The sequence below is a fragment of the Alteromonas profundi genome, assembly GCF_010500865.1.
Lineage (GTDB): Bacteria > Pseudomonadota > Gammaproteobacteria > Enterobacterales > Alteromonadaceae > Alteromonas > Alteromonas profundi.
In genome coordinates this window covers 1-23,962 of sequence record NZ_JAAAWN010000011.1, presented here as the reverse complement: position 1 = coordinate 23,962, position 23,962 = coordinate 1, and the positions used below count along the sequence as shown (strand labels likewise).

Genomic DNA, 23,962 nt, shown 5'->3' with positions numbered 1-23,962 from the left:
GAATGCGAATCGGTCGCTAAGCAAATCAAGGAGTGGAAAATGGGTAGCAACACCAAGGGTAAGCCTATATTAGTATGGGTAATAGGTTTTTTCGTGGTACTTTTTTTGGTGTACTTTTTGTTCGCCAATACTATTATCAAAGCCGTTTTAGAGTCGAAACTTGGTGAATCTTATGGCGCCGAGGTCAACATTGATGACTTCGACCACTCTCTTTTCCCCACCACAGTTACGCTAAAGGGCATTGCATTAACCAACCCAACAAAGCCTTCTCACAACCAAGTGTTTGTCGGCGAAGCCCATGCAGATGTCGCACTAAAACCGCTTTTGTCCGATCAAGTTATCGTTAACAATCTCGACTTATTAGACGTAGAGTTTGACCGCGTCCGTGAAGCGCCCGGCGAGGTATACCGTGTTCCTGAGCGCAGTTTATCTTTTGATGAAATCAAATCAAAAGCCAGTGACGCTGTGCCCACCGTAGATGAACTTCTTGAGCGCAACCCGCTGAAAACCACTGCGGCCGTAGCACAAGCCAAAGAAGTTTATGAAATTTACTCTCAAGAGTTGGAAAGTGACTATGAGAGTTTGCCTGATAAGTCACGCATTGAATATTACAAAACCCAAGTTGCGCAGCTAAAAGAAACCGACTACAGCGACCCGCAAGCGTTGGTTCAAGCGAAAGCAGCATTTGATAAATTAAAAGAAGAAATAAGCGCAGACAGAGCCTTAATTACCCGTTTTACAGAGCGCGCCTCTAACGCCAAAAACGCGTTGAGTGAAAGCGTAACTGCCCTTAAAAATGCGCCTCAAGAAGATTATGCTCTGCTAAAAGGTGTGATTGCCGGGGACCAAGCGGCCCTTTCGCAAGTTACCTATTTTGTATTTGGTGATAAGGCTGCCGAATACACAGAATACCTGATGGCGGCTATGCAGATTGTAATGCCGCTTATTCAAGGCGAGGAAAAAAGTGAAGAGCCTGCCGAAATTCCTTCTATTTTGGTGAGAGAAGCGAATGTTTCTGTACTTTGGCAAAATGAGGCGATTAGCAGTACCTGGAATAACATTACTAATGTTCATGAAGTATTTGGCAACCCCACCACTTTTACTATTGAAGGCGCGGGGGAGTTATTAAAATCGTTTAGCTCAAGCGGTGAATTTTGGATAGACGGTGACGGTGTTGATGCCAGCCAAGTATGGTCATTAGCAGGCGTAACTATGTCTGAGATCCCCTTTACAGGGAATGAAACGCTAAACGCTGTATTAAAATCGGCGCTAATGCAAACTAGCGGCTCTATGCAAGTTACCGATAACCAACTTAGCGGTTCAGGAGAAGTTGACCTAGAACAATTGGTTATGGCGGCTACAGGTACCAGCGATGTAACAAGTGCCATCGCCAGCGCCCTTGAAACCTTAAGTAGTTTAAATATGACAATGTTACTTGATGGAACCCTGTCTGATCCAAACTTCAATATTAAGTCTGACTTAGACAATAAACTGGCAAAAGCCGCACTTTCACAGCTAACCGCATCGCAACAAGATAAACTCGATGAATTGAACAGTAAATTGAATGCCATGGTAAGCAATGAGCAATCGTTACTCTCTGGCGAGCTTGTTGATGTAAATAGCATGCTAAGTGCTGCACAAGGAGATAGCGCCGCGTTACAAGAATTACTACAAACTCAGCTAAATGATGTGGTAGAAGAGCAAAAAACTAAATTGTTCGACAAATTGAAACGCAAATTAGGTCAAGGCGAATAATGCGTCTTTGACTCGGCGGCACTTCGCGGCATAATACGCATAACGAAGGGGCAACGCGCTTGCCCCTATTGACCTTCGCAATCCCACTATCAGGTGTTCTCGTGTGGCAAGATAAATGGATCCCTCTGGTGCTTCTTACGTTACTTGGGTTACTTCAGTACCGACTTTGGTTTGGTAAAAATAGTATTCCCGACTACGTTAATCGTGAACATGAAGTACAAATGCAGGTGCAACAAAACGCCAATCTCGCCCAGCGAAATGCATTGTTAAAAGCGGACATTAACGACTTGAAAATTGGGTTAGAAGCCATCGAAGAGCGCGCACGCAACGAATTGGGATTAATTAAGCGAGGAGAAACTTTTTACCGGATCTTACCAGCAGATAGCAAGTGAGCAAAATGACATCCCCCTTAGTAGTTGCAGTAATCCCCGCCGCCGGTATTGGCAACCGAATGCAAGCCGATCGCCCTAAGCAATATCTCTCCCTCGCAGGAAAAACCATTTTAGAGCACACGGTTGAGCTATTACTCAGTCATCCCAAGATACATAGTATTGTTATAGCAATTAGCGCCAAGGATACTTATATTCACTCACTTTCTATTGCTACTCATGAGAAAGTAACCTTAGTAGAAGGCGGTGCAGAGCGTGCAGACTCGGTACTTAGCGCCCTAAGCAAGGTACCTAAAGAATGTTGGGCGCTGGTACATGATGCAGCAAGACCCTGCGTAGCTATCAACGATATCGATAATTTACTTTCAGTGATGCGTGATGAATCGGTTGCAGGCGGCATTCTAGCCACCCCGGTTCGCGACACCATGAAACGCGCATCAAGTAAGAGTGATCAGCCATTGATTTCCTATACCGAGAGTAGAGAAGCGTTATGGCACGCACTCACCCCTCAATTATTTCCATCTACACTATTAATCAATGCGCTAAATCGAGCACTCCAAGACGGTGCAAACGTAACCGATGAAGCCTCTGCCATTGAACACGTGGGCGGCAAAGTGGCGTTAATAAGTGGAAACCCAGCGAATATAAAAATTACGCATCCGGCGGATTTACCACTAGCAGAGTTTTATTTACAGCAAAGAGACAAGGCACAATTATTATGCGAATAGGACACGGATTCGATGTACACAAGTTTGGTGGCGCTGGGCCGGTTACCATCGGCGGCGTGAGCATTGATCACGAACAAGGATTGATCGCCCATTCAGATGGCGATGTACTACTTCATGCACTGTGCGACGCTTTGTTAGGGGCTGCAGCACTTGGAGACATAGGTAAACACTTCCCCGACACCGACGCGGCGTATGCCGGTGCAGATAGTCGAGAACTGCTTCGCCATGTACTAAATGTAGTTAAAAATAAAGGTTTTAAGTTAGTTAACGCTGATACCACCATTGTGGCGCAAGCGCCTAAGATGGCACCACATATCCACGCGATGCGAGAAAATATTGCCAGCGATTGCAACTGTGCGTTAGACGATATAAACGTGAAAGCCACCACCACCGAAAAACTCGGATACACTGGTAGAAAGGAAGGTATTGCAGCCCATGCTGTTGTACTACTGGAAAAATTATGAAGCCATTAGACAGTCAACATTGGAATTACTATTACAGCAAGCCTGTTTCAACGGGCATTTTTAAGTTTCAAGCTGACGATTTTCAGGTTGAAGAAGATTTAGGTTACCTGCCATGTGGTGAAGGTGAACACCAATTTATCTTTGTTGAAAAGACAAATAACAATACCGCTTATGTTGCCGAACAAATAGCGCGTTTTACCCAACTCCCCCTGCGCCAAGTCACTTACGCGGGTCGCAAAGATAAGTATGCGGTAACCCGCCAGTGGTTTGGTATACACGCGCCAGGTCAGCCTGATTTCGACTTTAGTCAGTTTGAACTTGAGGGCGTGAAAATTCTTCGGCATACGCGACACAATAAAAAGCTACGTACTGGCCAGCTAAAAGGCAACGCGTTTACTATTAGTTTACGCCAAGTGGTGCATCCTGAGGCCATTGAAGAACGCCTTAATGAAATAGCGCAGCACGGCGTACCCAACTATTATGGTGAACAGCGCTTTGGTGTAATGCGCGTAAACGACAGTGGCGAAGTACAGCGAGGCGGTAACCTTCTTATGGCAGAGCGCATGATTAATGGCGAAACCATTCGCCATAGGAATAAACGCTCAATGGCGTTATCAGCCCTTCGTAGTTGGTTATTTAACGAAATGATTTCAGCACGCATTGAAAGCGGTGACTTCGACAACGTTAAACCTGGTGATGCGATGGTTCTGTCTGGCTCTAATAGCTTTTTTATCGAAGATGGCAAACGCGATAATAGTCAGCAGCGCTATCAAGAAAAAGACATTTGTCCTTCGGCTCCGCTTTGGGGAGAAGGAGAGCTAGCCACTGAGCATGACGCGAAGCAAATGGAAGAAGCTGTAGCCTCGGCCCACCCTGAGGTTATAGACTTTCTTTCACAGTGTGGGTTTGCACAAGAGCGGCGCGCAATAAAAATTTGGCCCTCTCAACTTGAATGGCAAGGTAAGGGTGATACATTAACCCTATCGTTTTCACTACCTAGTGGATGCTTCGCCACTTCGGTGCTGCGAGAGTGCATCGAAACCGTGGCTCCGGTTCACAGTATTTAAGAGCGACTATGAAGATTTTAATGAGTAATGATGATGGCGTTTTTGCCAAAGGTTTAGCTACCTTGCATCACACCATCGCAAGCGAGCACGACGTGACTGTTGTTGCCCCTGACCGAAACTGTAGTGGCGCGAGTAACGCACTATCATTGCACCAGCCTTTACGCGTTCAGCGCATGGAAAGCGGCTTTTACTCTGTTAGCGGTACACCTTCTGATTGCGTTCACCTAGGGCTTTCTCGTATTTTAGAATCTGACCCTGAGCTGGTAGTTTCTGGTATTAACCACGGTGCTAACTTAGGCGATGACGTAGTGTACTCAGGAACAGTGGCGGCCGCTACAGAAGGGCGTTACATGGGTCTTCCCGCCATCGCAGTTTCGTTAAACGGTAAAGAAGGTAAACATTTCGACACCGCGGCGAAAGTGGTATTGGAGATTATTAATAAGCTTACTGCCCATCCTTTACCGGCGAACCAAATTTTGAATGTAAACGTTCCTGATGTACCTTATGAAAAGCTAAAGGGCATTCAAGTCACGCGGCAAGGACGGCGTCATAGAGCGGAACCCATGATAAAAGATACCGACCCCTTCGGGAACACGGTATATTGGTACGGGCCTGCTGGCGCGGAACAAGATGCCGGAGAGGGCACCGATTTTTACGCAGTCGCCAATGGCTACTGCTCAGTCACTCCCCTGAGTGTCGATATGACGGCTTACCAAAGCCTCGATAGCATGAAAGCATGGCTAGCAAAATAGCGAACATTCCATTACAACAAATTTAATTGCTCGCACAACAAGGATAATAAGCAAACACCATGAGATCTTCCAGAAAAGGGGATGCGTTGGCACAGCTACTTTATGACGAAGGAGTCCGTTCACAGCAAGTGCTCAATGCCATAGCAGGTACGCCTAGAGAAACCTTTTTACCCGATGCGCTTAAACATAAGGCTTATCAAAATACCGCTTTACCTATTGGGCAAGGCCAAACTATTTCGCAGCCGTATATTGTCGCTAAAATGACTGAACTACTGTTAGACAGCCCAAATAAGCCCGAAAGAGTGCTAGAAATTGGAACGGGTTCGGGTTACCAAACCGCTATTTTAGCTCAGCTTTTTACCAAGGTTTTTAGCGTAGAACGCATCAAAACGCTGCAATTTCACGCCAAACGTCGAATGAATCAATTGGATTTGCATAATATTGCAATGAAGCATGGCGACGGCTGGAAAGGATGGAGCTCTAAAGGCCCCTTTGATGCAATCATTGTAACCGCAGCGGCCAGTAGTTTACCCCAGGACTTATGTGACCAGTTAAAAGAAGGTGGCCGGTTGATTATTCCAGTCGGTAATGAGCAACAGTCGCTATTATGCATAGATAGAATTAACGGTGAATTAACCACCACCACAATAGAAGCGGTACGCTTCGTTCCTTTGGTTGCAGGAGAGCTAATGTGAAGCTTTTTGGGCCATGCTATGACATGGCGTTACGGTGGGCTAGACACCCTCAGGCAGAGAAGTATCTGGCCAGCTTAAGTTTCGCCGAGTCGGTATTTTTCCCTATTCCACCCGATGTGATGCTTGCACCTATGTCACTTTCGCAGCCCCAAAGGGCCTGGCGATTTGCTTTTATTACTACGCTGGCCTCGGTGGTTGGTGGCATTGCTGGCTACAGCCTTGGCTTTTTTGCCTTCGACGCCTGGCTTGCACCGTTAATTGAACAGTGGGGCTATACACACAAACTCGATGTAGCTATAGAGTGGTTCAGTGAATACGGCGTATGGGTTGTATTTCTCGCTGGCTTCTCACCTATACCTTATAAAGTATTTACCGTAAGCGCAGGCTTTTTGAGTATGGCGTTCTTCCCTTTCTTAATCGCCTCAACGATTGGTAGAGGAGCGCGGTTCTTTATAGTTGCTGCACTTATGCGCTGGGGCGGTGTAGTGATGGAGGCTAAACTGCGTCAGTATATAGAAGTGCTGGGTTGGGCTGTTGTCCTTATCGCGGTAGCGGCTTACTTGGTATTACGATGATATGCGAATACACGGATGTTACTGGAGTGTTATTGTACTATGTTTAATGGGGCTTCAAAGCTGTAGCTCGCGCACAGCCCCTGCCCCGGTAGTCCTGCTTAATAGCCAGGTAGAAGAAGATGATGAAGGCTATACTGAACGCACCTATGAAGTGAAGCCTGGCGATACCCTCTATGCAATAGCTTGGTATACCGGTAACGACTATCGAGACCTCGCCGAATTTAACAATTTATCAACACCTTACCGAATATACCCCGGCCAAGTGCTTCGTACACGGGCACCTGAAGTAGTAAAAACCCAACCGCAACGAACTGCACCAAGTCAACAAAAGCAGGCTGTTCAGACCAAACAGTCTACAGATCCGACCTCGAACGCTATAGACAAAAGACTAGTTGACCCCCCAAAACCACAGGCGTATGGTAAAGGTGAAAAAGTTGTTAAACGACAAAGTGTTACACCTACTAAAAAGGCGCCCCCAAAGGCGTTCCCAAGCCAAGTAAGACAATGGGTTTGGCCCGCTAGGGGTAAGGTTGTAGACACATTTAGCAAAGCTGAATCGGGTAACAAAGGCATAGATATAGCTGCAGCAAGAGGAAGTGACATTCTGGCAGCAGCAGATGGAAAAGTGGTCTACTCAGGGAGTGCATTAAGAGGCTACGGTAATTTAGTTATTATTAAACATACCGAGACTTTTTTGAGTGCTTACGCGTACAACGACACTATTTTAGTTAAAGAACGGGAATGGGTGTCAGCTGGGCAAAAAATTGCCACCATGGGTGACAGCGGAACAAATTCGGTAAAACTTCATTTTGAAGTTCGGTATCGCGGTAAGTCGTTAGACCCACTGCGTTACCTGCCAAAGTCACAGCCATAATAAAAACAAATACTAATAAGAAAAGACAAAGGAGAAACGTCGCAGGGTAACCCTTAGAGCAGGAGATTCATTATGGGCCAAATTAATAAAGCCGTCGAATCAAAACCGCAAGAAGAAATTAATGTAGTTGATATGCCAGCTGATTTAAAAGCTGATGATGTGTTAGCTGAAGAACCTGAAACTGAAGAAGTTGTTATCAGTCAGGAAGACCAACCTAAAAACCTTGATGCTACTCAGTTGTATTTAGGCGAAATTGGGTTCTCTCCCTTGCTAAGTGCAGAGGAGGAAGTTTATTTTGCAAGAAGAGCACTGAAAGGCTGTGAGGCATCCCGTAAGCGAATGATTGTTAGCAATCTTCGTTTAGTCGTTAAAATTGCTCGTCGCTACAACAATCGTGGCCTTGCCCTTCTCGACCTTATAGAAGAAGGTAACTTAGGGCTAATTCGCGCTGTTGAGAAATTTGATCCTGAACGAGGATTTCGTTTTTCCACCTATGCTACTTGGTGGATTAGACAGACCATTGAACGCGCCATTATGAATCAGACCCGCACTATTCGTCTGCCTATTCATGTAGTTAAAGAATTGAATATATATTTGCGCGCAGCGCGCGAGTTGTCGCAAAAGCTCGATCATGAGCCTACTGCAGAAGAAATAGCTTTGGCGCTGGATAAGCCAGTTGAAGATGTGACCAAAATGCTTCGTCTTAACGAGCGTATAGCGTCTGTTGATACACCAATTGGCGGTGAAAACGATAAAGCGCTGTTGGATATCTTGGCTGATGAAAAAGAATATGGGCCAGAAGAAAACTTACAAGATTCAGATATTAAAACGAATATTGTGAGTTGGTTGCAAGAGCTTAACCCCAAACAACGAGAAGTATTAGCACGCCGCTTCGGTTTGATGGGGTATGAACCTTCTACTCTTGAAGATGTAGGCAGTGAAATAGGGTTAACCAGAGAACGAGTAAGACAAATTCAGGTAGAGGCATTACGACGGTTACGTGACATGCTCGGCCACCAGGGACTATCTTTAGAGGGATTGTTCGACCAGATGGGTCACTAGAAAGCAGCGTGAACCTACGACGTAATACAAACGCCGGGAGAGGTAATCTTCTTCCGGCGTTTTTTTATTGGCGCTGCAAAGTCACAAAGGTATAGTTGTGCGGGTTGCGCTCATCACTTTGATGCTCGCTTTTTTCAACTTCTTGCCAGTTGGCCACACTATGGTAGTCGGGAAACTGGGTATCGCCTTCTACCTGTAAATCGATATGTGTTAAATATAATTTATCAGCCTTATCTAAGAACGCAGAATAAATACTCCCTCCACCTATAATCATGACTTCTTGGGTATCGTTAGACATTAGCGTCTGCGCGTTATCTAACGCTGCCTGAGGTGAATTTACTACCTGTGCATCTTGTAGCCGATAGTCTTTACGGGTACTTATAACGATATTGGGCCTACCCGGTAAGGCGCGGCCGATAGATTCATAGGTTTTTCGTCCCATAATCACCGGCTTTCCCAGTGTGGTTTGCTTAAAGTGCTTTAAATCTGCCGGTAAATGCCAAGGCATATCATTATCTGCCCCTATTACGCGGTCTTCTGCCATAGCGGCAATCATCGCTATTTTCATTAAACGTTCTCGTACATCATGGTTCGGTGAGCTATTAGGGTTAAACCACCTAGTTTTTGCCCTATCATACTGATTATTTTACTCTATGCGTAGAATCCAATGTAAAGAAAATAGTGAATAAAACATAAGGATGGAATGAGTTAGGGAGCGAATAACACAACCCACTATCTAAAGTATTACGCTAATACTATTGTGCCTGCCCATATATTGACAAAAAAAAGCACGAACATAAATGCGCTGAACGCGGGTTCGTGCTTTTTGAGTAACGAATAGACGGGGAGCTATTTGCGGTACTCTATTTCCCGTACGCTATTTCCGGTACTCTATTTTCTGTACTCGACTTCAACATCGTAATCATCTTCGTCCCAGTCATCGTCATCTAAGTCATCACCAAGATCATCTTGTGCATCTAGCGTATTGCGATGGTAGGTATCCCACTTAAACTCAACTTCCTTAGTCTCTTCCTCTACCTCGTCTTCAGCAGGCAGACTTTCAAGATACTGCATTATTTGCTGACACAAGGGATCTAAGTTTAGCTTCTGGAACGCTGATATTTGAAAAACAGGGCCATCCCACTCTAATTGCTCAACAATTTCAGCACAGCGTGCGTCTGCTTCTTCTTCAAGTAAGAGATCAACCTTATTGAACACTAACCAACGGGGTTTACTGGCTAATTTAGGGCTGTACTTTTCAAGCTCTTCTACAATGGCTTTGGCATTTTCCGCTGGGTCGCTTTCATCAGCTGGAAGTAAATCGACCACGTGTAACAAAATACGACAACGCTCTAAATGCTTCAAAAAGCGGATACCTAGCCCTGCACCATCGGCGGCACCTTCAATAAGACCGGGAATATCCGCGACGACGAAACTACGCTGTGCGTCCTGACGCACAACACCTAAGTTAGGCACTAAGGTAGTAAAAGGGTAATCAGCTACTTTTGGTTTTGCGGCAGACACCGAGCGAATAAAAGTAGATTTACCCGCATTTGGCATACCAAGTAAGCCCACATCGGCGAGCAGCATAAGCTCTAGCTTGAGATTACGAATTTCACCTGGCGTACCATTGGTCTTTTGCCGAGGTGCTCGGTTAGTACTGCTTTTGAAACGAGCATTACCTAGCCCGTGGAAGCCGCCTTGTGCCACTTTAAGCTTTTGTCCGTGATGAGTTAAATCACCGAGAACTTCGCCAGTGTCTACATCGGTGGCACGCGTACCTACCGGTACACTCACTTCTAAATCTTCACCGCCGCGACCGATACAATTTGCGCCTTGGCCATTTTTACCACGCTCTGCACGGTGAAAACGCTCGAAGCGATAGTCGATCAATGTATTTAGGTTTTCATCGGCAACAAGGTAAACACTGCCGCCATCGCCCCCATCACCGCCATCGGGGCCACCTCTGGGTACGTATTTCTCCCTTCTAAAGCCAATTACGCCATTGCCGCCATCTCCGGCTTCAACACGAATTTCAGCTTCATCTACAAATTTCATTTATCACTCCGGGCTAATTTGCCGTAGGGTTATTACATTCAGTTAGCACTATTAAGTTTACACCAAATACCACGAAAACGCCTATTCAGTAAGACGCCAACTCTATAAAACAAAAAACCCCGCAAGCGCGGGGTTTTTCTAAGCCTGTTCGGCGAGAAGCTTTCGCGCTTACTCAGCTACGATGCTTACAAATTTACGGTTGTTCGGTCCTTTAACATCAAACTGAACTTTGCCGTCTTTTAGTGCAAACAACGTGTGGTCTTTACCGATACCCATGTTGTCACCAGCGTGGAAACGAGTACCACGTTGACGAACAATGATGTTACCAGCAAGAACAGATTCACCACCAAAGCGTTTAACACCTAGGCGTTTACTCTCTGAATCACGACCGTTTTTGGTACTACCACCAGCTTTTTTATGTGCCATGTGTTCGTGCTCCTATTATGCGTTGATACCAGTGATTTTCACTTCCGTGAACCACTGACGGTGACCCGCTTGTTTGCGAGAATGTTTACGACGACGGAACTTAACGATAGTTACTTTATCGCCACGACCGTGCGTAACAACCTCAGCTGTCACCTTACCACCAGCAACGATAGGTGTGCCGATTTTTACGTCGTCACCGTTGCTTACCATTAAAACTTTGTCAAATTCAACCGTTTCGCCTGGGGCTACTTCGATTTTTTCAAGACGAACGGTTTGGCCTTCGGCCACACGGTGTTGTTTACCGCCACTTTGGAAAACCGCGTACATAGTTAACTCCGCTCTGCGTCACTGACGCTTCAATTCAAAAAACAGGGCGCGAATTGTACGTGAAACATCCGCAAACCACAACCCTGTTTCAAAGAAAAATAGATTATTTTTCCAACATTCTGCTATTTCGCCCCGATTTTGTTAAAAAACCCGGCTTTAAGCAGTGTATTCGCGAGTAAGTAGATGAGTATTTTATAAATTCTCATCTTGTCTATTCAACAAATCTGACAAACAAATTCAGCAAACACACCACCCTTATAGCAAAGATGTTGCCCTCTACACGCATAGCGATCCCGTGGTGATCCACTCAAAGTGATGCCATGATCTAAAAAATGATCCGCTCCACGAAATGACTTTTTCGCACTACGCGTTATGTGTGTATTTGGTCGAAATGTTATCACAAGTGTTAGCCGAGATACACGTTTACACGCTATAAAAAGGCCCTAAAATTGGCGTTAATAATGTAAAAATGGTGGTCTTAATACATTTTTGCTGGCTAGGCTACAAAATGAGAAGCAAAGACATCATCTTATGCCCAGCATTATATAACTTAACAATGTCTTATATTTTATGTGCCTGTGAATTAGAACTGAGAAAGCTGCAACCAGGAGCATGTTAAAAAATGCGTTAAGGAACGATATTTTAAGACAATTTGGTGGATAGTAAGTGCTATTCAGGTACAATCAGCCCCTATTAATGCCTATGAAATAAGATAAGTTTTTACGCCCATGCCTATGGATATTAATCAAATCCGCACATTGTCTGATAAAGATATGCAGGCCGTTAATCAGCTGATCCAGCAACAGGTAGACTCTGAAGTTGCTCTTATCAATCAGCTTGGCTTTTATATTGTTAACAGTGGCGGCAAACGCCTTCGTCCATTACTGACCGTGCTCAGTGCGCGTGCAATGGGTATTGAGAATAACGATCATCATACACTTGCCGCTATTGTGGAATTTATTCATACCGCAACGTTACTGCATGATGACGTGGTAGATGAATCTACTATGCGCCGGGGCCGAGAAACCGCCAATGCTATATTTGGCAATCAGGCCTCAGTACTTGTTGGTGATTTCCTTTACACTCGCTCATTTCAAATGATGGTTAGTTTAAAACGTATGCGAGTGATGGAAATTTTATCGGAAGCCACTAATCAGATTGCCGAAGGTGAAGTGTTGCAGTTAATGAACTGTAATGATGCGAGCACCACAGAAGCGCGCTATTTCGATGTTATATACGGAAAGACAGCGCGATTATTTGAAGCCGCAACACAATTAAGCGCAGTATTAACCGATCAACCCGCCGAAATCGAGTTTGCTATGCAGGAATATGGCAAGCACCTTGGGACCGCGTTCCAACTTGCCGATGATATTTTAGATTACATGGCAGACAGCAATGAAATGGGCAAAAATGCGGGTGACGATTTAGCCGAAGGTAAGCCAACGTTACCGCTACTCTACGCTATGTGGCATGCTGAGAATAAAGACGATGCTTTACTTATCCGTGAGGCCATTGAACAAAGTAACGGACTACCTCATTTAGCGCGTATTCAAGCTATTATGGCCTCTACCGGCGCGCTGGCGTACACACGAAGCTGTGCAAACAAAGAAGTACAAATGGCAATTGATAGTCTACGTGCTATTCCCGATTCACCCTATAAGGAAGCGCTGGTTTCTTTAGCGCATATATCGGTAGAACGTACCAGTTAATATTAAGAAAAGCAGCGCACGCCTTTTTCGTTGCGCTGCTTTATTATCTTTGCTACTAACCTTCTAACATGTGACCTACTACACCCACGAGAAACCCTAAAATGCCACCCAATGGGGGTAGCCAATGGTTCTCCATTCTTATTTGTGGCGCAATATCTTGAAAAACCGAGTATAAAATTCCACCGGCTGCAAACAACATTATGCCACTCATTACCACAGGGAATTGTGCCAGATAGTAGAAGCCTAACAGGCTAAATACAGGCCCAAGTAATGCCATGAGCACAAACAACATAATTAACTTACTACTGCGGCGTTTGTTTTTAGGCAACATTTCTCGGTACGCATTAAATCCTTCTGGCAAATTTTGAACGGCGATAAGCACACCAAGCAATAAAGTGCCTCCACCTAAAGCAGCCGTGGTTCCTAACGCAATCGATTCTGGCACAAAGTCGCTAAGCATTGCTGCTAGTTGACTGCCAGCGCTTTTCTTTTTGGCCAGATAAATATCTAATGCCATAAAAGCAAGGGCGCCCGCCACAAAACAACACAACGCTGTAATCACCGAGACATCTTTTATTCCTTCGGGAACGAGCACCAAGCCAACGGCAGAAATTAACGCGCCCGCCCCTAAGGCTAAGATGCCGTGACGTAACTCGTTTTCCAGCCATTTAGGTTGTATTCCTTGGTAAGTTGCTATTAATGCCCCTAACGGCATAGCTAGCCCCGCCACTGAGGCAACGATTAACAAACTTACTATATCTGCTTGCTGCATAAAGAATCCTTTCGGTATGAATGATTAAACACAAACGACGGTTTATAGCGTGCAAAGACCGATAAAAAACACCAGCAATCAAAAAGAGCAGCGTATGCTGCTGCTCTTTTATGCTTTCAATTCGTTACGAAAAACAAAGGCGATTAGTTTAACCCATTGTCTCGCGTCATATTTTCATTGCTATCGCGATGCACAATAATATTGTCTTCGATACGGATCCCACCAAATGGCTTATAAGCGTCAATGGTAGACCAGTTTATAAACTTAGACTCTGGAGAGGCTTTTAGGTCGCGCAATAAGCTTTCAATAAAGTATAAACCTGGTTCAATAGTAAACACCTGGCGAGGCTCAACCATACGCGTACAACGCAAGAACGGATGTTCTTCAGGCGCAGGTTTAGGGGTACCTCTATCATCATTCACTAACCCGCCCACATCATGTACCTGTAAACCTAAGAAGTGACCAATACCATGAGGGAAAAAGGTACGGGTGATGCCTTTTTCAACTATTTCCACAGGGGTAAGGTTCACAATACCCGTATCGTGCAAAATTTGCGCTATGCCATCATGGGCCAATAAATGAATATCGGTATAAGCTACACCCGGCTTTAAGCCATCAATAAGGGTAAGCGTTACTTTGTCTACTGCTTTAATAAGGTCGGTAAAAAGGGCGGAATCTTGGCTGTAGGTGCGTGTGATGTCGGCTGCATACCCATGATAATTGGCGCCTGCATCGATAAGGAACGAGCGAGATTGCATAGGGGCCACGTTATCGCATTGCATATAATGTAAAATTGCAGCATGTTCGTTTAGGGCAACGATGCTGGTGTAGGGCACATCATTGTCGCCCTGCCGACAGGCAGTAGCATAGGCTAAATTAATATCGAACTCACTTTTGCCTTCTCTAAATGCTGTTTCAGCGGCTTTGTGCCCTGCTACCGCCAACTTATTAGCTTCGCGCATGCAGTTTAATTCGTAATCGGTTTTATACGCGCGATGATAGTGTAGGTAGTGCAATACCCGGTCGGGGTTTACGTTTTCAAAGCCGAGCGCTTTAGCTACCTCAATATACTCACCTATATAGGCATAGCGAGACTTATCATAAGGAAGGTGTTTTTCCACCGCATCTGCTTGCTGCAACAATACGATGTTAAAACATGTTGTCCAAAATTCGTTTGGCTCGGGGGGAACCTTGTGCCAAAAGTCTTCTGGCCGATAAAATATCAGCGTAGGCTTATCGACACCGTTGGTTACTATCCAACAATTTGGGTTATCAACAACGGGCAGCCAGGCTTTAAACTGGGGGTTTACTTTGAACGGATAGTGGTTGTCATCTAAGAATATGCGTTTGCCTTGCCCAGAATGGATAACAAGACCATCTAAACTTTCACGCTGCAGCGCCTCGCGCGTACGTGTTTGAAGTTCTTCGATATGTTCTATGTAGGATGCCTGATGTTGTGACATAAACCCTCGTGTTTCATCATTAGAATTTGCCTAACATTGTACCACGAAGAATACGTAAGAGTTACCCTGCCCCCTTGTTGCCCGTGTCATTGTGTGAACTTAACGTACCTATATTATTGGGGGGCTAGCTGTGTGTCACCGGTTACAGGATGAGTTGTAATAGCCCGGGTTGTGGGGATCACGTCTTGGGCGAGTTGTGGAAAAATGTTCTTATCGCTACCGAGCTGTTGCTCATAAATATGTTGATAAGCCATAACCGCCTTAACGTAATGCCGGGTTTCTCGATAGGGGATATTTTCAATCCAAATATCAACCGGCAAAGACTCATCGGCGGGCAACCATTCTAATACTTTACGCCACCCTGCATTATAGGATGCAGAAACCAACACCGGGTTGTTGTCTAGCTTATCCATTAAATAGCGTAAATATTGAACCCCAAATTCTACATTATCCTTCACATTAAACAGGGTATCTTGGCTAACCTTCTTTTTCGCCACATACCGTGCAGTGCCCGGCATCAATTGCATCAAACCCGCCGCCCCGACAGGGGAAACCGCATCCGCTCTAAATGAGCTCTCGCGTCTTGCGATAGCCATAGCTAAAGCGTTCGGTACCTCGTACGTTGAACTTTGTTGTTTAAAATGATCTTCAAACGCAAGCGGAAAGCGCCGCTGAACATCATCCCAATAGCCGCTTTTTGCAAAACTTACAATAGCTTGGTCGTACAGCCCCCATTCATACGCTAACACTCCCGCATGGGTAACTTGTTCATCTGGCAAGGTAGATAATAAGTACCGCCATTCTCGGCGCGCCTCTGTGCGCCGTCCCAACCGATAGAATTCAAGAGCCCGCAAAGTTGCCGGTGTGGTAGCTAAACGCGCGATAGCTGAGCCATCACGAGGAACAGGACTATTTGAAAGGTTTGGCGTAGTGCCAATGCGTGCGCTGGCCATGAAGCCATAGTAGTGACGTTCTTGGGCGAGTTGCTGATAAAGCACCGTGGCCTGCATAGTATTGCCTAGCGCTTCTAGCGCTCGTGCCCGCCAATAGCGGTAATTTTCCTCGTCTTGCAGTTCGGGCTTCGCGCTGGCAATAACCGCTAAAACTTGCTGCCACTGCTGTTGCCTGAGCAGGTAAGAAACATGCCAGAGTTTTACGTCATCGCGAGCGCCGGGCTTATCGGCAATCTGCAACCATTCCCCCGCCTCTGCGCGCCTATCTAGCGCATAGCTAAGGGCGATAGCGCGGCGAATAATATGCAACTGAGGCTGACTAAATACGTTTTTGGGTATATACGTATTGTAAGCTTTTACCGCTTGTTCTGGGTTACGCCACGCTAGCTTTTCTATCGCCCACGTAAGCACATTAGACTCGTGGTTAGGGTTTTTTAATGAAAAGTGCTTCGCGTAATTAACCGCGCCTACATCACGGGTTACCGCAAGCCAGGCATCGGCGATATATTGTAAGTTATCTGGCAGTTGACGCCTTAGATAAGGAAGAATGCGACGGTTACCTTCTGTAGCGGCTATTTCGATGCGTTTGATGACTTTTTCAGGGGTCATTAACCCGTTTTTGCGCCATTGATAAAATAAGGGATCGCATTCATCAGGCTGCGATTTTCCGTGATACCAAAGCGCATCAACATCGGTTAATAACGCTTTAGGGTTATCGGTTTCATCCAACTGATAATGTAATGCTTGGCAGGTAAGTTTGGCTCCCATGCCCGCGCGGTAGCTATCTAAAAAAGCATGCTCATGCCCTTTTGCGGCCAAATAATTTAGCCACCGATAGCGCATACCGTAACTGGCGGGTTGTGAGCTGTAATACTCAAGAAACGCTTCTATTTCGCGTTTATTTTTGAGTGTCATCGTGCGCTGTAGCTTTATACGTAGCAAATAAGGATAGAGTGGATAATGAGCAAGCGCATGTATGTCTTTATCAAGTAGAGATAGCCGATGCGCAGGCATAGATTTGAGATTTTTTTCTAGCGTAAGAAACTGTGCCCGTTCCTCTTCAAACTTGTCTGCCGGTAATGTTAAAGACACCGCCTGATGAGAGAAAACCAGCATACTGAAGACAAACAGCCATGTTATACGCAACCCAGCCGAAAATGCGCTACCGCGTTTAGCGTTACAAACGTGCCCAGAAAGGCCACGACAGACAGTTACACTCTTTTTCGACACAATTGAACTCCTACCCTGAATAACATTCAAACACCGTGAAGGTGCTTGCAGCGATGCGTTGTAAAGACCGTAAAAGTTACGGCGTGGTTCCTTGCCACTAAAAGTAGTTGTGCCAGCCCGTTATATGTTGTTTACACATAATAACGTTTCTGATTGTTCATTATTATTATGCTGGATTGGCGCTTTGCACCGTTAATGCTCATTATACAAGCACCATGGTTTAAATGCAGCTTGATTTCAAACTTAACCCTTGAATTTAAGTCATCCGACCACTACCTTAGAAGGATTGAAACAGATGTTTGAATTTTTCGTTGCAAAATTGTGTGGTTTTGTAAAGAATCTAGCCACCCTAACGCGTTAGTAAGTTAATACCGCCAACTTACGTTGTTGGATTAACATGCTGACATCCTGGCCAATGCCGAAGGAGATGATAATGATATACACAGGCAAAAGTCTTTCCGTCAGTCAGTTAGACGACGGCTTTGCTGAACTGGTGTTTGACGCCGAAGGTTCGGTGAACAAGTTTGATCGCCAAACGGTGAGCGAGCTTGATGAAGCAACACAAGCACTACTTGCCAAAGGTGACATAAAAGGCTTAGTGGTACGTTCCGCAAAAAGCACTTTTATTGTGGGGGCCGATATTACTGAGTTCACCAGCCTCTTCGAAATGGAAGAAGCGGAAGTTCTTCAGTGGGTGGCAAACACGTCACAAGTGTTTGACCGCTTTGAAGACTTACCTTTCCCCACTATCGCGGCAGTTAATGGCTTTGCCCTAGGCGGCGGTTGTGAGATGGCATTGGCATGTGACATGCGTATTGCAGACACCACGGCTTCAATTGGTTTACCAGAAGTTAAGCTAGGCCTGATGCCTGGTTTTGGCGGTACCGTTCGCTTACCTCGCCTAATTGGCGCAGATAATGCCCTAGAATGGATGACCACTGGACGTGACAGAAAAGGCGCGAAAGCCCTTGCTGAAGGCGCAGTTGACGCAGTAGTAGCACCAGAAACGTTAGTGGAAGGCGCACTATCAATGGTGAAAGACGCCGTAGACGGTAAGTTTGATTGGCAAGCACGTCGTGCGGTTAAAAAAGCCCCACTACAGCTAAACAAAAACGAAGCCATGATGAGCTTCTCTACTGCTCAAGCTATGGTATTTGCGCAAGCTGGAAAACATTACCCAGCACCGCACAAAATGGTTGAGACAGTGCAAAAAGCCTCTGTACTAGACCGTGAAGGTGCGCTTAAGCTTGAAAATAAAGGCTTTGTAGAACTTGCGAAAACCGACGCGGCGAAAGCACAAATAGGTATTTTCCTTGCCGACCAGCTTGTTAAGAGCAAAGGTAAGAAGCAAGCGAAAGCAGCCACTAAGCAGTCTAAGCTTAACGCCGTACTCGGTGCTGGTATCATGGGCGGTGGTATTGCATACCAAAGCGCCGTGAAAGGCACACCAGTTATTATGAAAGACATTAATCAAGGTGCACTAGATCTTGGCCTTTCAGAAGCGGCGAAAATTCTTGGTAAAGGTATGAAGCGCGGTAAAGTTGATGCGACCAAAATGGCGCAGACGCTTAACGCAATCACACCTACCCTTGAGTACAGTACACTTAAAGATGCAGACCTTGTTATTGAAGCGGTGGTAGAAAACCCAAAAGTGAAAGGTATTGTACTTAAAGAGGTTGAAGAGAATGTCGCTGACGACGCTATTATCTGTTCAAACACCTCGACTATCTCTATTAACCAGCTAGCAGAAAGCCTAGACAAGCCAGAGCGTTTCTGCGGTATGCACTTTTTCAACCCAGTGCACCGCATGCCACTCGTTGAAATTATTCGCGGCGAAAAAACCTCGGAAGAAACCATTAATGCGGTAGTGGCTGCCACGCTTAAAATGGGCAAAACCCCTATTGTGGTTAACGACTGCCCAGGGTTCTTAGTAAACCGCGTATTGTTCCCGTATTTTGCGGGCTTCAGTAAGCTACTTATCGACGGCGCTGACTTTGTAGCAGTTGATAAAGTTATGGAAAAAATCTTTGGCTGGCCGATGGGTCCTGCGTATCTTATGGACGTTGTAGGTATCGACACAGGCGATCATGCAGCAGACGTAATGGCCGCGGGTATTCCAGAGCGTATGGCGCGCCTAGATAACGACCCAGTAACCTTATTCTATAAAGAAGAGCGTTTAGGTCAGAAAAACGGTAAAGGTTTCTACAACTACGGTGTTGATAAGCGCGGCAAGCCTAAGAAAACACCTGCTGAAGAAGCCTACGCACTCATGGCGCCACACGTAGCTGAAAAGACAGACTTTGAGGCCGACGACATTATTGCACGCCTAATGATCCCTATGGCAAACGAAGCAATTCGCTGCCTAGAAGAAGGCATTGTAGATAGCGCAGCTGAAGCTGACATGGCGCTACTTTACGGCTTAGGTTTCCCTCCATTCCGCGGTGGTATTTTCCGTTGGATTGAAACCATTGGCTTGGCGAACTTTGTTGCGATGGCAGACAAGTACGCTGAACTTGGTCCAATTTATCAGATTTCAGATGGCGTTCGTGAAATGGCCGCTGCTGGTAAATCCTATTTCGCATAAGACCCGGAGGAAAAACTAATGAAAGAAGTGGTCGTAATCGATTGCGTACGTACCCCTATGGGTCGTTCAAAAAACGGTGTTTTCAGAAATGTGCGTGCAGAAGACCTTTCTGCAGCACTAATGACCGCGCTACTAGAGCGTAACCCTGGCGTAAACCCAGCGGAAATTGAAGACATTATTTGGGGCTGTGTTCAGCAAACGAAAGAACAAGGCTTCAACATTGCGCGTAATGCGCAGCTATTAACACAAATTCCACGCACAACAGGCGCGGTAACGGTTAACCGTTTATGTGGTTCATCAATGCAAGCCCTTCACGATGCCACAAGCGGCATTATGACTGGCCGTGGTGATATATACATGATTGGTGGTGTTGAGCACATGGGCCATGTACCTATGAACTATAACATCGACTTCCACCCTGGCCTTGCTAAGTATACGGCGAAAGCGTCGGGTATGATGGGCATGACTGCCGAGCTACTTGGCCGTCAAAACGGGATTACCCGTGAACAACAAGACGCCTTTGGCGCACGTTCCCACCAGCTAGCGCATAAAGCACACCTTGAAGGCCGCTGGGCTAACGAAATTGTGCCTGTTGAAGGCCACGATGCAAACGGCGTATTAAAGCTTATTGACTACGATGAAGTTATTCGCCCAGAAAGCACAGCCGAGAGCATGGCGGCGCTTCGCCCAGTATTCGACCCTGTAAACGGTACTGTTACTGCGGGTACGTCTTCTGCGCTGTCTGACGGTGCATCTGGCATGCTGCTTATGTCGGCAGACCGTGCAAAAGAGCTTGGCCTTACGCCTCGTGCGAAAATTCGCTCAATGGCGGTGGCTGGTTGTGATGCGGCAATTATGGGTTATGGCCCAGTACCAGCCACACAAAAGGCCCTTAAGCGCGCTGGCCTGACGATGGACGATATTGAGCTTGCCGAGTTTAACGAAGCGTTCGCGGCACAAGCGCTATCGTGCATTAAGCAACTAGGTTGGATGGACCACCTAGATACAAAGATTAACCTTAACGGTGGTGCTATTGCACTAGGTCACCCGCTAGGTTGTTCTGGTTCACGTATCTCAGGTACGCTTATCAACCTAATGGAATCACAAGACGTAAGCCTAGGCTTAGCGACTATGTGTATTGGTTTAGGCCAAGGTATTGCTACTGTATTCGAGCGTGTATAAGCGTTTGACGAAGCATTTGAATTAGCGCTTAACTGAGCGCTTAAATAGCTAAGTATTGAAAAGGGCCTTCGGGCCCTTTTTTATTGACGTTAACTTGATGTGCACATTACTTTAATACGCGAGATAAAGGACTTACCACACCCTGAGCGCCTTGCTGAAGCACGTGAGTGTAAATTTGCGTAGTTTTCACATCAGAGTGACCAAGCTGTGTTTGCACAGTTCTTATGTCGGCGCCCGCTTGTAGCAAATGCGTTGCAAAAGAATGGCGCAATGTATGAGGCGTCACTTTCTTTTTAATGTCGCAAGCTTTTGCCGTATTTCGTATGGCTTTCTGAATACTCGATTCATCAATATGATGCCGGCGTACTTTCTTACCCTCCGGATCTATAGATAACCGAGACGACGGAAATAAATAATGCCAGCCTAATTCTCTTGGCGCATTTTTGTATTTCACCCGCAGTCTATGCGGCAAATAAACGCCAGCATATTTCGGGTTTTCTAAATCAGCTGCTAAGTAATTTTCCACCATGGCTATTTGCCGAGTAAGGCCCGGCTTCAATTCTGCCGCAAGTGTAACGATGCGATGCTTTCCGCCTTTACCATCCCATATACGAATGGCGTTGTAGTCGAAATCAATATCTTTAACACGCAGCCTTACGGCCTCCATTAAACGCAAACCACTGCCATATAGTAGGGATATAGGGAGCTTTAGGTTGGCAGGAATTTGTTCAAATAGCGCAACTACCTCGTCTTGCGTTAGTACAACAGGTAACTTGGCCTGCCTTCGACTTGAAACAAAGTCTAGCTCTAACGACAGTGGACATTCCAATATATCGCGATAAAGAAACGCCAATGCATTAAGCGCACTCGCTTGTGTTGCGGGAGCGACATTTTTCTTGTTCACCAAATAAGACAGAAATAACTCTACGTCTTTATCTCCCATCTCTGATGGATGCCTATTATCATTGAAGCGAATAAAGCTAATTATCCATTTGCTATAAAGCTCTATCGTGCGTTTGGCATAGCGACGATTACGCATATGCTCAACCACCATTTGCATGAACATTGATTTCATTTGTTGGTACTTTTTATCTGTATATAAGCACAGCATTACGACTTTTTAGTGCACCGTAAAATAAAAAGGAAACTTTCCGTACTTCAGTACAGTGTTTTCAGATACAAAGTATAGGATATTGATGTAAACGACATTACATGCGAAAGTGAGTAAATTATTAAAGTTATATGCGGATTTTATCCACGTTGCATAAAGGATTTTTTCCGTACATTAAATTGTTATACGGCACGAGCATTCAGGTTCCCAGGGTCACCTGACTCGTAGCGAACTGCGTAAACAGGCCCAAAGGTCAGTAGTAACGTTTGAGCTTTTATGTCACGCTTTTAGCGTAAGCGAAGCCGTATAAGACGCGGCTTGATAAAGGCTTCGCTTACGCTAAAAGTGTAGCTTTCAAACTGCGATAGACTGCTCGCGCGGCGGCTGAGTAACAGGGAAAATTTGCTAGGTACACGGAATTAACTTAGTAAAAGGCCTTACATCGATTCTCGTGTTCGTATAACAAAACGTTCAAACGGACACGAATACCAACGGCGGGTTTCTCTTGCTCAGCAAGCGTGCCGTTTAACTTAAATGTTATGTGTCAAAGGTAAATCAAGATAAGAAGGATTTTTAACTATGAAACTAGGAACTAAAATTGGTTTGTCATTCAGCTTTATTGGCTGTGCTGTCGGCGCTTATTTCGGTCTATCACCTGTTTACTCGCAATTACAGTCTGGTGTTTTATCTGGTCAAGAAGCCGGGCTAGCATTCTGTATCGCCGGTGTCTTTATTGGTAGTGTATTGGCTACTGCTAGCATTCTTTCTTCGAATAAGCATGCCACATAACAAGCCAATAAACTCACTCACTACGTTCGCTGGGACGCATACACGCGGGGCGGCTTCGCCATTATGCCCCACATGTCTGCGCCCGTTATTGAAAAGTTATAAGGCGCCAGCCTAAGCTGCGTTTGGCTATATAAAAACCCCAGTGCAACTACCCTCACCTGTTTTCATTAGCATCGCTCTGGCTTGTGGTAGGTGTAAATCCGCCGCATTACCTTCATAGGTCACGCATTAGGCGCTTTATCGCAAAGCTCTTATTTTTAGTCAGTAAGCGCCAATGCGTTTGGCAGTTCAAATGGCGGCTAGCTTCAGTCAAATCAAAACCAACACTGCTCAGTCGTTTTGCTTGTTTGTGTTAACAATCAATCGTATGCTGGCTTTAACAGTTTTTAAACAGACCAAAGGAACTGGCTTTGCTTCTAACAAAGCGCTTAAGACCACTCCCTTCGGTCGCTCGGACGCATTTACGCGGGGCGGCTTCGCCATTATGCCCCACGCAACTGCGCCGCTTAGCTTAATGTTATACGGCACGAGCATTCAGGTTCCCAGGGTCACCTGACTCGTAGCGAACTGCGTAAACAGGCCCAAAGGTCAGTAGTAACGTTTGAGCTTTTATGTCACGCTTTTAGCGTAAGCGAAGCCGTATAAGACGCGGCTTGATAAAGGCTTCGCTTACGCTAAAAGTGTAGCTTTCAAACTGCGATAGACTGCTCGCGCGGCGGCTGAGTAACAGGGAAAATTTGCTAGGTACACGGAATTAACTTAGTAAAAGGCCTTACATCGATTCTCGTGTTCGTATAACAAAACGTTCAAACGGACACGAATACCAACGGCGGGTTTCTCTTGCTCAGCAAGCGTGCCGTTTAACTTAAATGTTATACCTTATAGAGACTCTGTAGATGGATAGAGAAGGATTCACTTTTGACTTAGTTACTCAACGTTTTTTGAAGAACCGGTGGGATACTGAGCTCGGAAAAAGGGTGCTGGAGGAGGTCATACA

At 45.6% G+C, this 23,962-nt stretch carries 22 protein-coding genes; 14 read left to right on the top strand and 8 right to left on the bottom strand.

Annotation, left to right across the window (positions count from 1 at the left end):
• Positions 1 to 39 precede the first annotated feature (39 nt).
• The 10 genes from GTH32_RS09765 to rpoS all read left to right on the top strand — a co-directional run bounded on the left by GTH32_RS09765 (position 40) and on the right by rpoS (position 8,361).
• Positions 40 to 1,755 (top strand): TIGR03545 family protein, encoded by a 1,716-nt coding sequence (locus GTH32_RS09765; protein ID WP_163085209.1) that lies wholly within the window; start codon positions 40 to 42, stop codon positions 1,753 to 1,755.
• Between the two features lie 101 nt (positions 1,756 to 1,856).
• On the top strand, positions 1,857 to 2,147 hold the full coding sequence (gene ftsB, locus GTH32_RS09760) for a cell division protein FtsB (protein ID WP_163085207.1): 291 nt from the start codon (positions 1,857 to 1,859) through the stop codon (positions 2,145 to 2,147).
• Positions 2,148 to 2,152: 5 nt separating this feature from the next.
• Positions 2,153 to 2,872, top strand: coding sequence for a 2-C-methyl-D-erythritol 4-phosphate cytidylyltransferase (gene ispD, locus GTH32_RS09755; protein WP_163085205.1), 720 nt, complete (start codon positions 2,153 to 2,155; stop codon positions 2,870 to 2,872).
• On the top strand, positions 2,863 to 3,336 hold the full coding sequence (ispF, locus tag GTH32_RS09750) for a 2-C-methyl-D-erythritol 2,4-cyclodiphosphate synthase (protein WP_163085203.1): 474 nt from the start codon (positions 2,863 to 2,865) through the stop codon (positions 3,334 to 3,336). The genes ispD and ispF overlap by 10 nt, the downstream gene beginning before the upstream one ends.
• Positions 3,333 to 4,403, top strand: coding sequence for a tRNA pseudouridine(13) synthase TruD (gene truD, locus GTH32_RS09745; protein ID WP_163085201.1), 1,071 nt, complete (start codon positions 3,333 to 3,335; stop codon positions 4,401 to 4,403). Before ispF ends, truD begins: the two co-directional genes overlap by 4 nt.
• Positions 4,404 to 4,411: 8 nt before the next feature.
• Entirely contained in the window at positions 4,412 to 5,155 is a 744-nt protein-coding gene (surE, locus tag GTH32_RS09740; RefSeq protein WP_163085199.1) for a 5'/3'-nucleotidase SurE, read from the top strand.
• A 59-nt stretch (positions 5,156 to 5,214) separates the two neighbouring features.
• Entirely contained in the window at positions 5,215 to 5,850 is a 636-nt protein-coding gene (locus tag GTH32_RS09735; protein ID WP_163085197.1) for a protein-L-isoaspartate(D-aspartate) O-methyltransferase, read from the top strand.
• Positions 5,847 to 6,425: a VTT domain-containing protein gene (locus GTH32_RS09730; protein WP_163085195.1), complete on the top strand. Its 579-nt coding sequence runs from the start codon at positions 5,847 to 5,849 to the stop codon at positions 6,423 to 6,425. Before GTH32_RS09735 ends, GTH32_RS09730 begins: the two co-directional genes overlap by 4 nt.
• A 1-nt stretch (position 6,426) precedes the next feature.
• Positions 6,427 to 7,299: a peptidoglycan DD-metalloendopeptidase family protein gene (locus GTH32_RS09725; RefSeq protein WP_163085194.1), complete on the top strand. Its 873-nt coding sequence runs from the start codon at positions 6,427 to 6,429 to the stop codon at positions 7,297 to 7,299.
• Positions 7,300 to 7,371: 72 nt separating this feature from the next.
• Complete coding sequence (rpoS, locus tag GTH32_RS09720) at positions 7,372 to 8,361, top strand: RNA polymerase sigma factor RpoS (protein WP_163085192.1); 990 nt, start codon at positions 7,372 to 7,374, stop codon at positions 8,359 to 8,361.
• 64 nt (positions 8,362 to 8,425) lie between these two features.
• Here rpoS and folA read toward each other — a convergent pair whose 3' ends face one another.
• From folA to rplU, 4 genes are all read right to left on the bottom strand, one after another.
• Positions 8,426 to 8,929: a type 3 dihydrofolate reductase gene (gene folA / locus GTH32_RS09715; protein ID WP_246223212.1), complete on the bottom strand. Its 504-nt coding sequence runs from the start codon at positions 8,927 to 8,929 to the stop codon at positions 8,426 to 8,428.
• 323 nt (positions 8,930 to 9,252) lie between these two features.
• Positions 9,253 to 10,419 (bottom strand): Obg family GTPase CgtA, encoded by a 1,167-nt coding sequence (gene cgtA, locus GTH32_RS09710; protein WP_163085190.1) that lies wholly within the window; start codon positions 10,417 to 10,419, stop codon positions 9,253 to 9,255.
• Positions 10,420 to 10,587: 168 nt separating this feature from the next.
• Complete coding sequence (gene rpmA, locus GTH32_RS09705; protein ID WP_163085182.1) at positions 10,588 to 10,845, bottom strand: 50S ribosomal protein L27; 258 nt, start codon at positions 10,843 to 10,845, stop codon at positions 10,588 to 10,590.
• A gap of 15 nt (positions 10,846 to 10,860) precedes the next feature.
• On the bottom strand, positions 10,861 to 11,172 hold the full coding sequence (rplU, locus tag GTH32_RS09700; protein ID WP_044055906.1) for a 50S ribosomal protein L21: 312 nt from the start codon (positions 11,170 to 11,172) through the stop codon (positions 10,861 to 10,863).
• 734 nt (positions 11,173 to 11,906) lie between these two features.
• On the opposite strand from rplU, the gene ispB reads away from it, so the two are divergent.
• Entirely contained in the window at positions 11,907 to 12,881 is a 975-nt protein-coding gene (gene ispB / locus GTH32_RS09695; protein WP_163085180.1) for an octaprenyl diphosphate synthase, read from the top strand.
• 55 nt (positions 12,882 to 12,936) lie between these two features.
• Here ispB and GTH32_RS09690 read toward each other — a convergent pair whose 3' ends face one another.
• From GTH32_RS09690 to GTH32_RS19730, 3 genes are all read right to left on the bottom strand, one after another.
• Positions 12,937 to 13,653 carry a ZIP family metal transporter gene (locus GTH32_RS09690; RefSeq protein WP_163085178.1) on the bottom strand — a complete coding sequence of 239 codons (717 nt, stop codon included), beginning with the start codon at positions 13,651 to 13,653 and terminating at the stop codon, positions 12,937 to 12,939.
• Positions 13,654 to 13,796: 143 nt separating this feature from the next.
• A complete protein-coding gene (gene pepQ, locus GTH32_RS09685; RefSeq protein ID WP_163085176.1) occupies positions 13,797 to 15,116 on the bottom strand; it encodes a Xaa-Pro dipeptidase in 1,320 nt (439 codons plus the stop codon).
• Between the two features lie 113 nt (positions 15,117 to 15,229).
• On the bottom strand, positions 15,230 to 17,299 hold the full coding sequence (locus tag GTH32_RS19730) for a transglycosylase SLT domain-containing protein (protein WP_343033420.1): 2,070 nt from the start codon (positions 17,297 to 17,299) through the stop codon (positions 15,230 to 15,232).
• Between the two features lie 433 nt (positions 17,300 to 17,732).
• Between GTH32_RS19730 and fadB the strand changes: the two genes are divergently transcribed.
• Positions 17,733 to 19,883, top strand: a complete 2,151-nt coding sequence (gene fadB, locus GTH32_RS09675; protein WP_163085174.1) for a fatty acid oxidation complex subunit alpha FadB — start codon at positions 17,733 to 17,735, stop codon at positions 19,881 to 19,883.
• Positions 19,884 to 19,901: 18 nt separating this feature from the next.
• Positions 19,902 to 21,065: an acetyl-CoA C-acyltransferase FadA gene (fadA, locus tag GTH32_RS09670; protein ID WP_044055899.1), complete on the top strand. Its 1,164-nt coding sequence runs from the start codon at positions 19,902 to 19,904 to the stop codon at positions 21,063 to 21,065.
• A gap of 106 nt (positions 21,066 to 21,171) precedes the next feature.
• Here the strand turns inward: fadA and GTH32_RS09665 are convergent, their stop codons facing one another.
• On the bottom strand, positions 21,172 to 22,140 hold the full coding sequence (locus GTH32_RS09665) for an integron integrase (RefSeq protein ID WP_163085172.1): 969 nt from the start codon (positions 22,138 to 22,140) through the stop codon (positions 21,172 to 21,174).
• 615 nt (positions 22,141 to 22,755) lie between these two features.
• On the opposite strand from GTH32_RS09665, the gene GTH32_RS09660 reads away from it, so the two are divergent.
• Positions 22,756 to 22,965, top strand: coding sequence for a hypothetical protein (locus GTH32_RS09660; RefSeq protein WP_163085170.1), 210 nt, complete (start codon positions 22,756 to 22,758; stop codon positions 22,963 to 22,965).
• The last annotated feature ends 997 nt before the right edge of the window (positions 22,966 to 23,962 follow it).

What these genes read in the sequence shown, in the direction of transcription:
- GTH32_RS09765 (WP_163085209.1), top strand. Translation starts at nt 40, where the DNA reads ATGGGTAGCAACACCAAGGGTAAGCCTATATTAGTATGGGTAATAGGT.
- ispD (WP_163085205.1), top strand. Translation starts at nt 2,153, where the DNA reads ATGACATCCCCCTTAGTAGTTGCAGTAATCCCCGCCGCCGGTATTGGC.
- ispF (WP_163085203.1), top strand. Translation starts at nt 2,863, where the DNA reads ATGCGAATAGGACACGGATTCGATGTACACAAGTTTGGTGGCGCTGGG.
- truD (WP_163085201.1), top strand. Translation starts at nt 3,333, where the DNA reads ATGAAGCCATTAGACAGTCAACATTGGAATTACTATTACAGCAAGCCT.
- surE (WP_163085199.1), top strand. Translation starts at nt 4,412, where the DNA reads ATGAAGATTTTAATGAGTAATGATGATGGCGTTTTTGCCAAAGGTTTA.
- GTH32_RS09735 (WP_163085197.1), top strand. Translation starts at nt 5,215, where the DNA reads ATGAGATCTTCCAGAAAAGGGGATGCGTTGGCACAGCTACTTTATGAC.
- GTH32_RS09725 (WP_163085194.1), top strand. Translation starts at nt 6,427, where the DNA reads ATGCGAATACACGGATGTTACTGGAGTGTTATTGTACTATGTTTAATG.
- rpoS (WP_163085192.1), top strand. Translation starts at nt 7,372, where the DNA reads ATGGGCCAAATTAATAAAGCCGTCGAATCAAAACCGCAAGAAGAAATT.
- folA (WP_246223212.1), bottom strand. Translation starts at nt 8,929, where the DNA reads ATGAAAATAGCGATGATTGCCGCTATGGCAGAAGACCGCGTAATAGGG.
- cgtA (WP_163085190.1), bottom strand. Translation starts at nt 10,419, where the DNA reads ATGAAATTTGTAGATGAAGCTGAAATTCGTGTTGAAGCCGGAGATGGC.
- rpmA (WP_163085182.1), bottom strand. Translation starts at nt 10,845, where the DNA reads ATGGCACATAAAAAAGCTGGTGGTAGTACCAAAAACGGTCGTGATTCA.
- rplU (WP_044055906.1), bottom strand. Translation starts at nt 11,172, where the DNA reads ATGTACGCGGTTTTCCAAAGTGGCGGTAAACAACACCGTGTGGCCGAA.
- ispB (WP_163085180.1), top strand. Translation starts at nt 11,907, where the DNA reads ATGGATATTAATCAAATCCGCACATTGTCTGATAAAGATATGCAGGCC.
- GTH32_RS09690 (WP_163085178.1), bottom strand. Translation starts at nt 13,653, where the DNA reads ATGCAGCAAGCAGATATAGTAAGTTTGTTAATCGTTGCCTCAGTGGCG.
- pepQ (WP_163085176.1), bottom strand. Translation starts at nt 15,116, where the DNA reads ATGTCACAACATCAGGCATCCTACATAGAACATATCGAAGAACTTCAA.
- fadB (WP_163085174.1), top strand. Translation starts at nt 17,733, where the DNA reads ATGATATACACAGGCAAAAGTCTTTCCGTCAGTCAGTTAGACGACGGC.
- fadA (WP_044055899.1), top strand. Translation starts at nt 19,902, where the DNA reads ATGAAAGAAGTGGTCGTAATCGATTGCGTACGTACCCCTATGGGTCGT.
- GTH32_RS09665 (WP_163085172.1), bottom strand. Translation starts at nt 22,140, where the DNA reads ATGAAATCAATGTTCATGCAAATGGTGGTTGAGCATATGCGTAATCGT.
- GTH32_RS09660 (WP_163085170.1), top strand. Translation starts at nt 22,756, where the DNA reads ATGAAACTAGGAACTAAAATTGGTTTGTCATTCAGCTTTATTGGCTGT.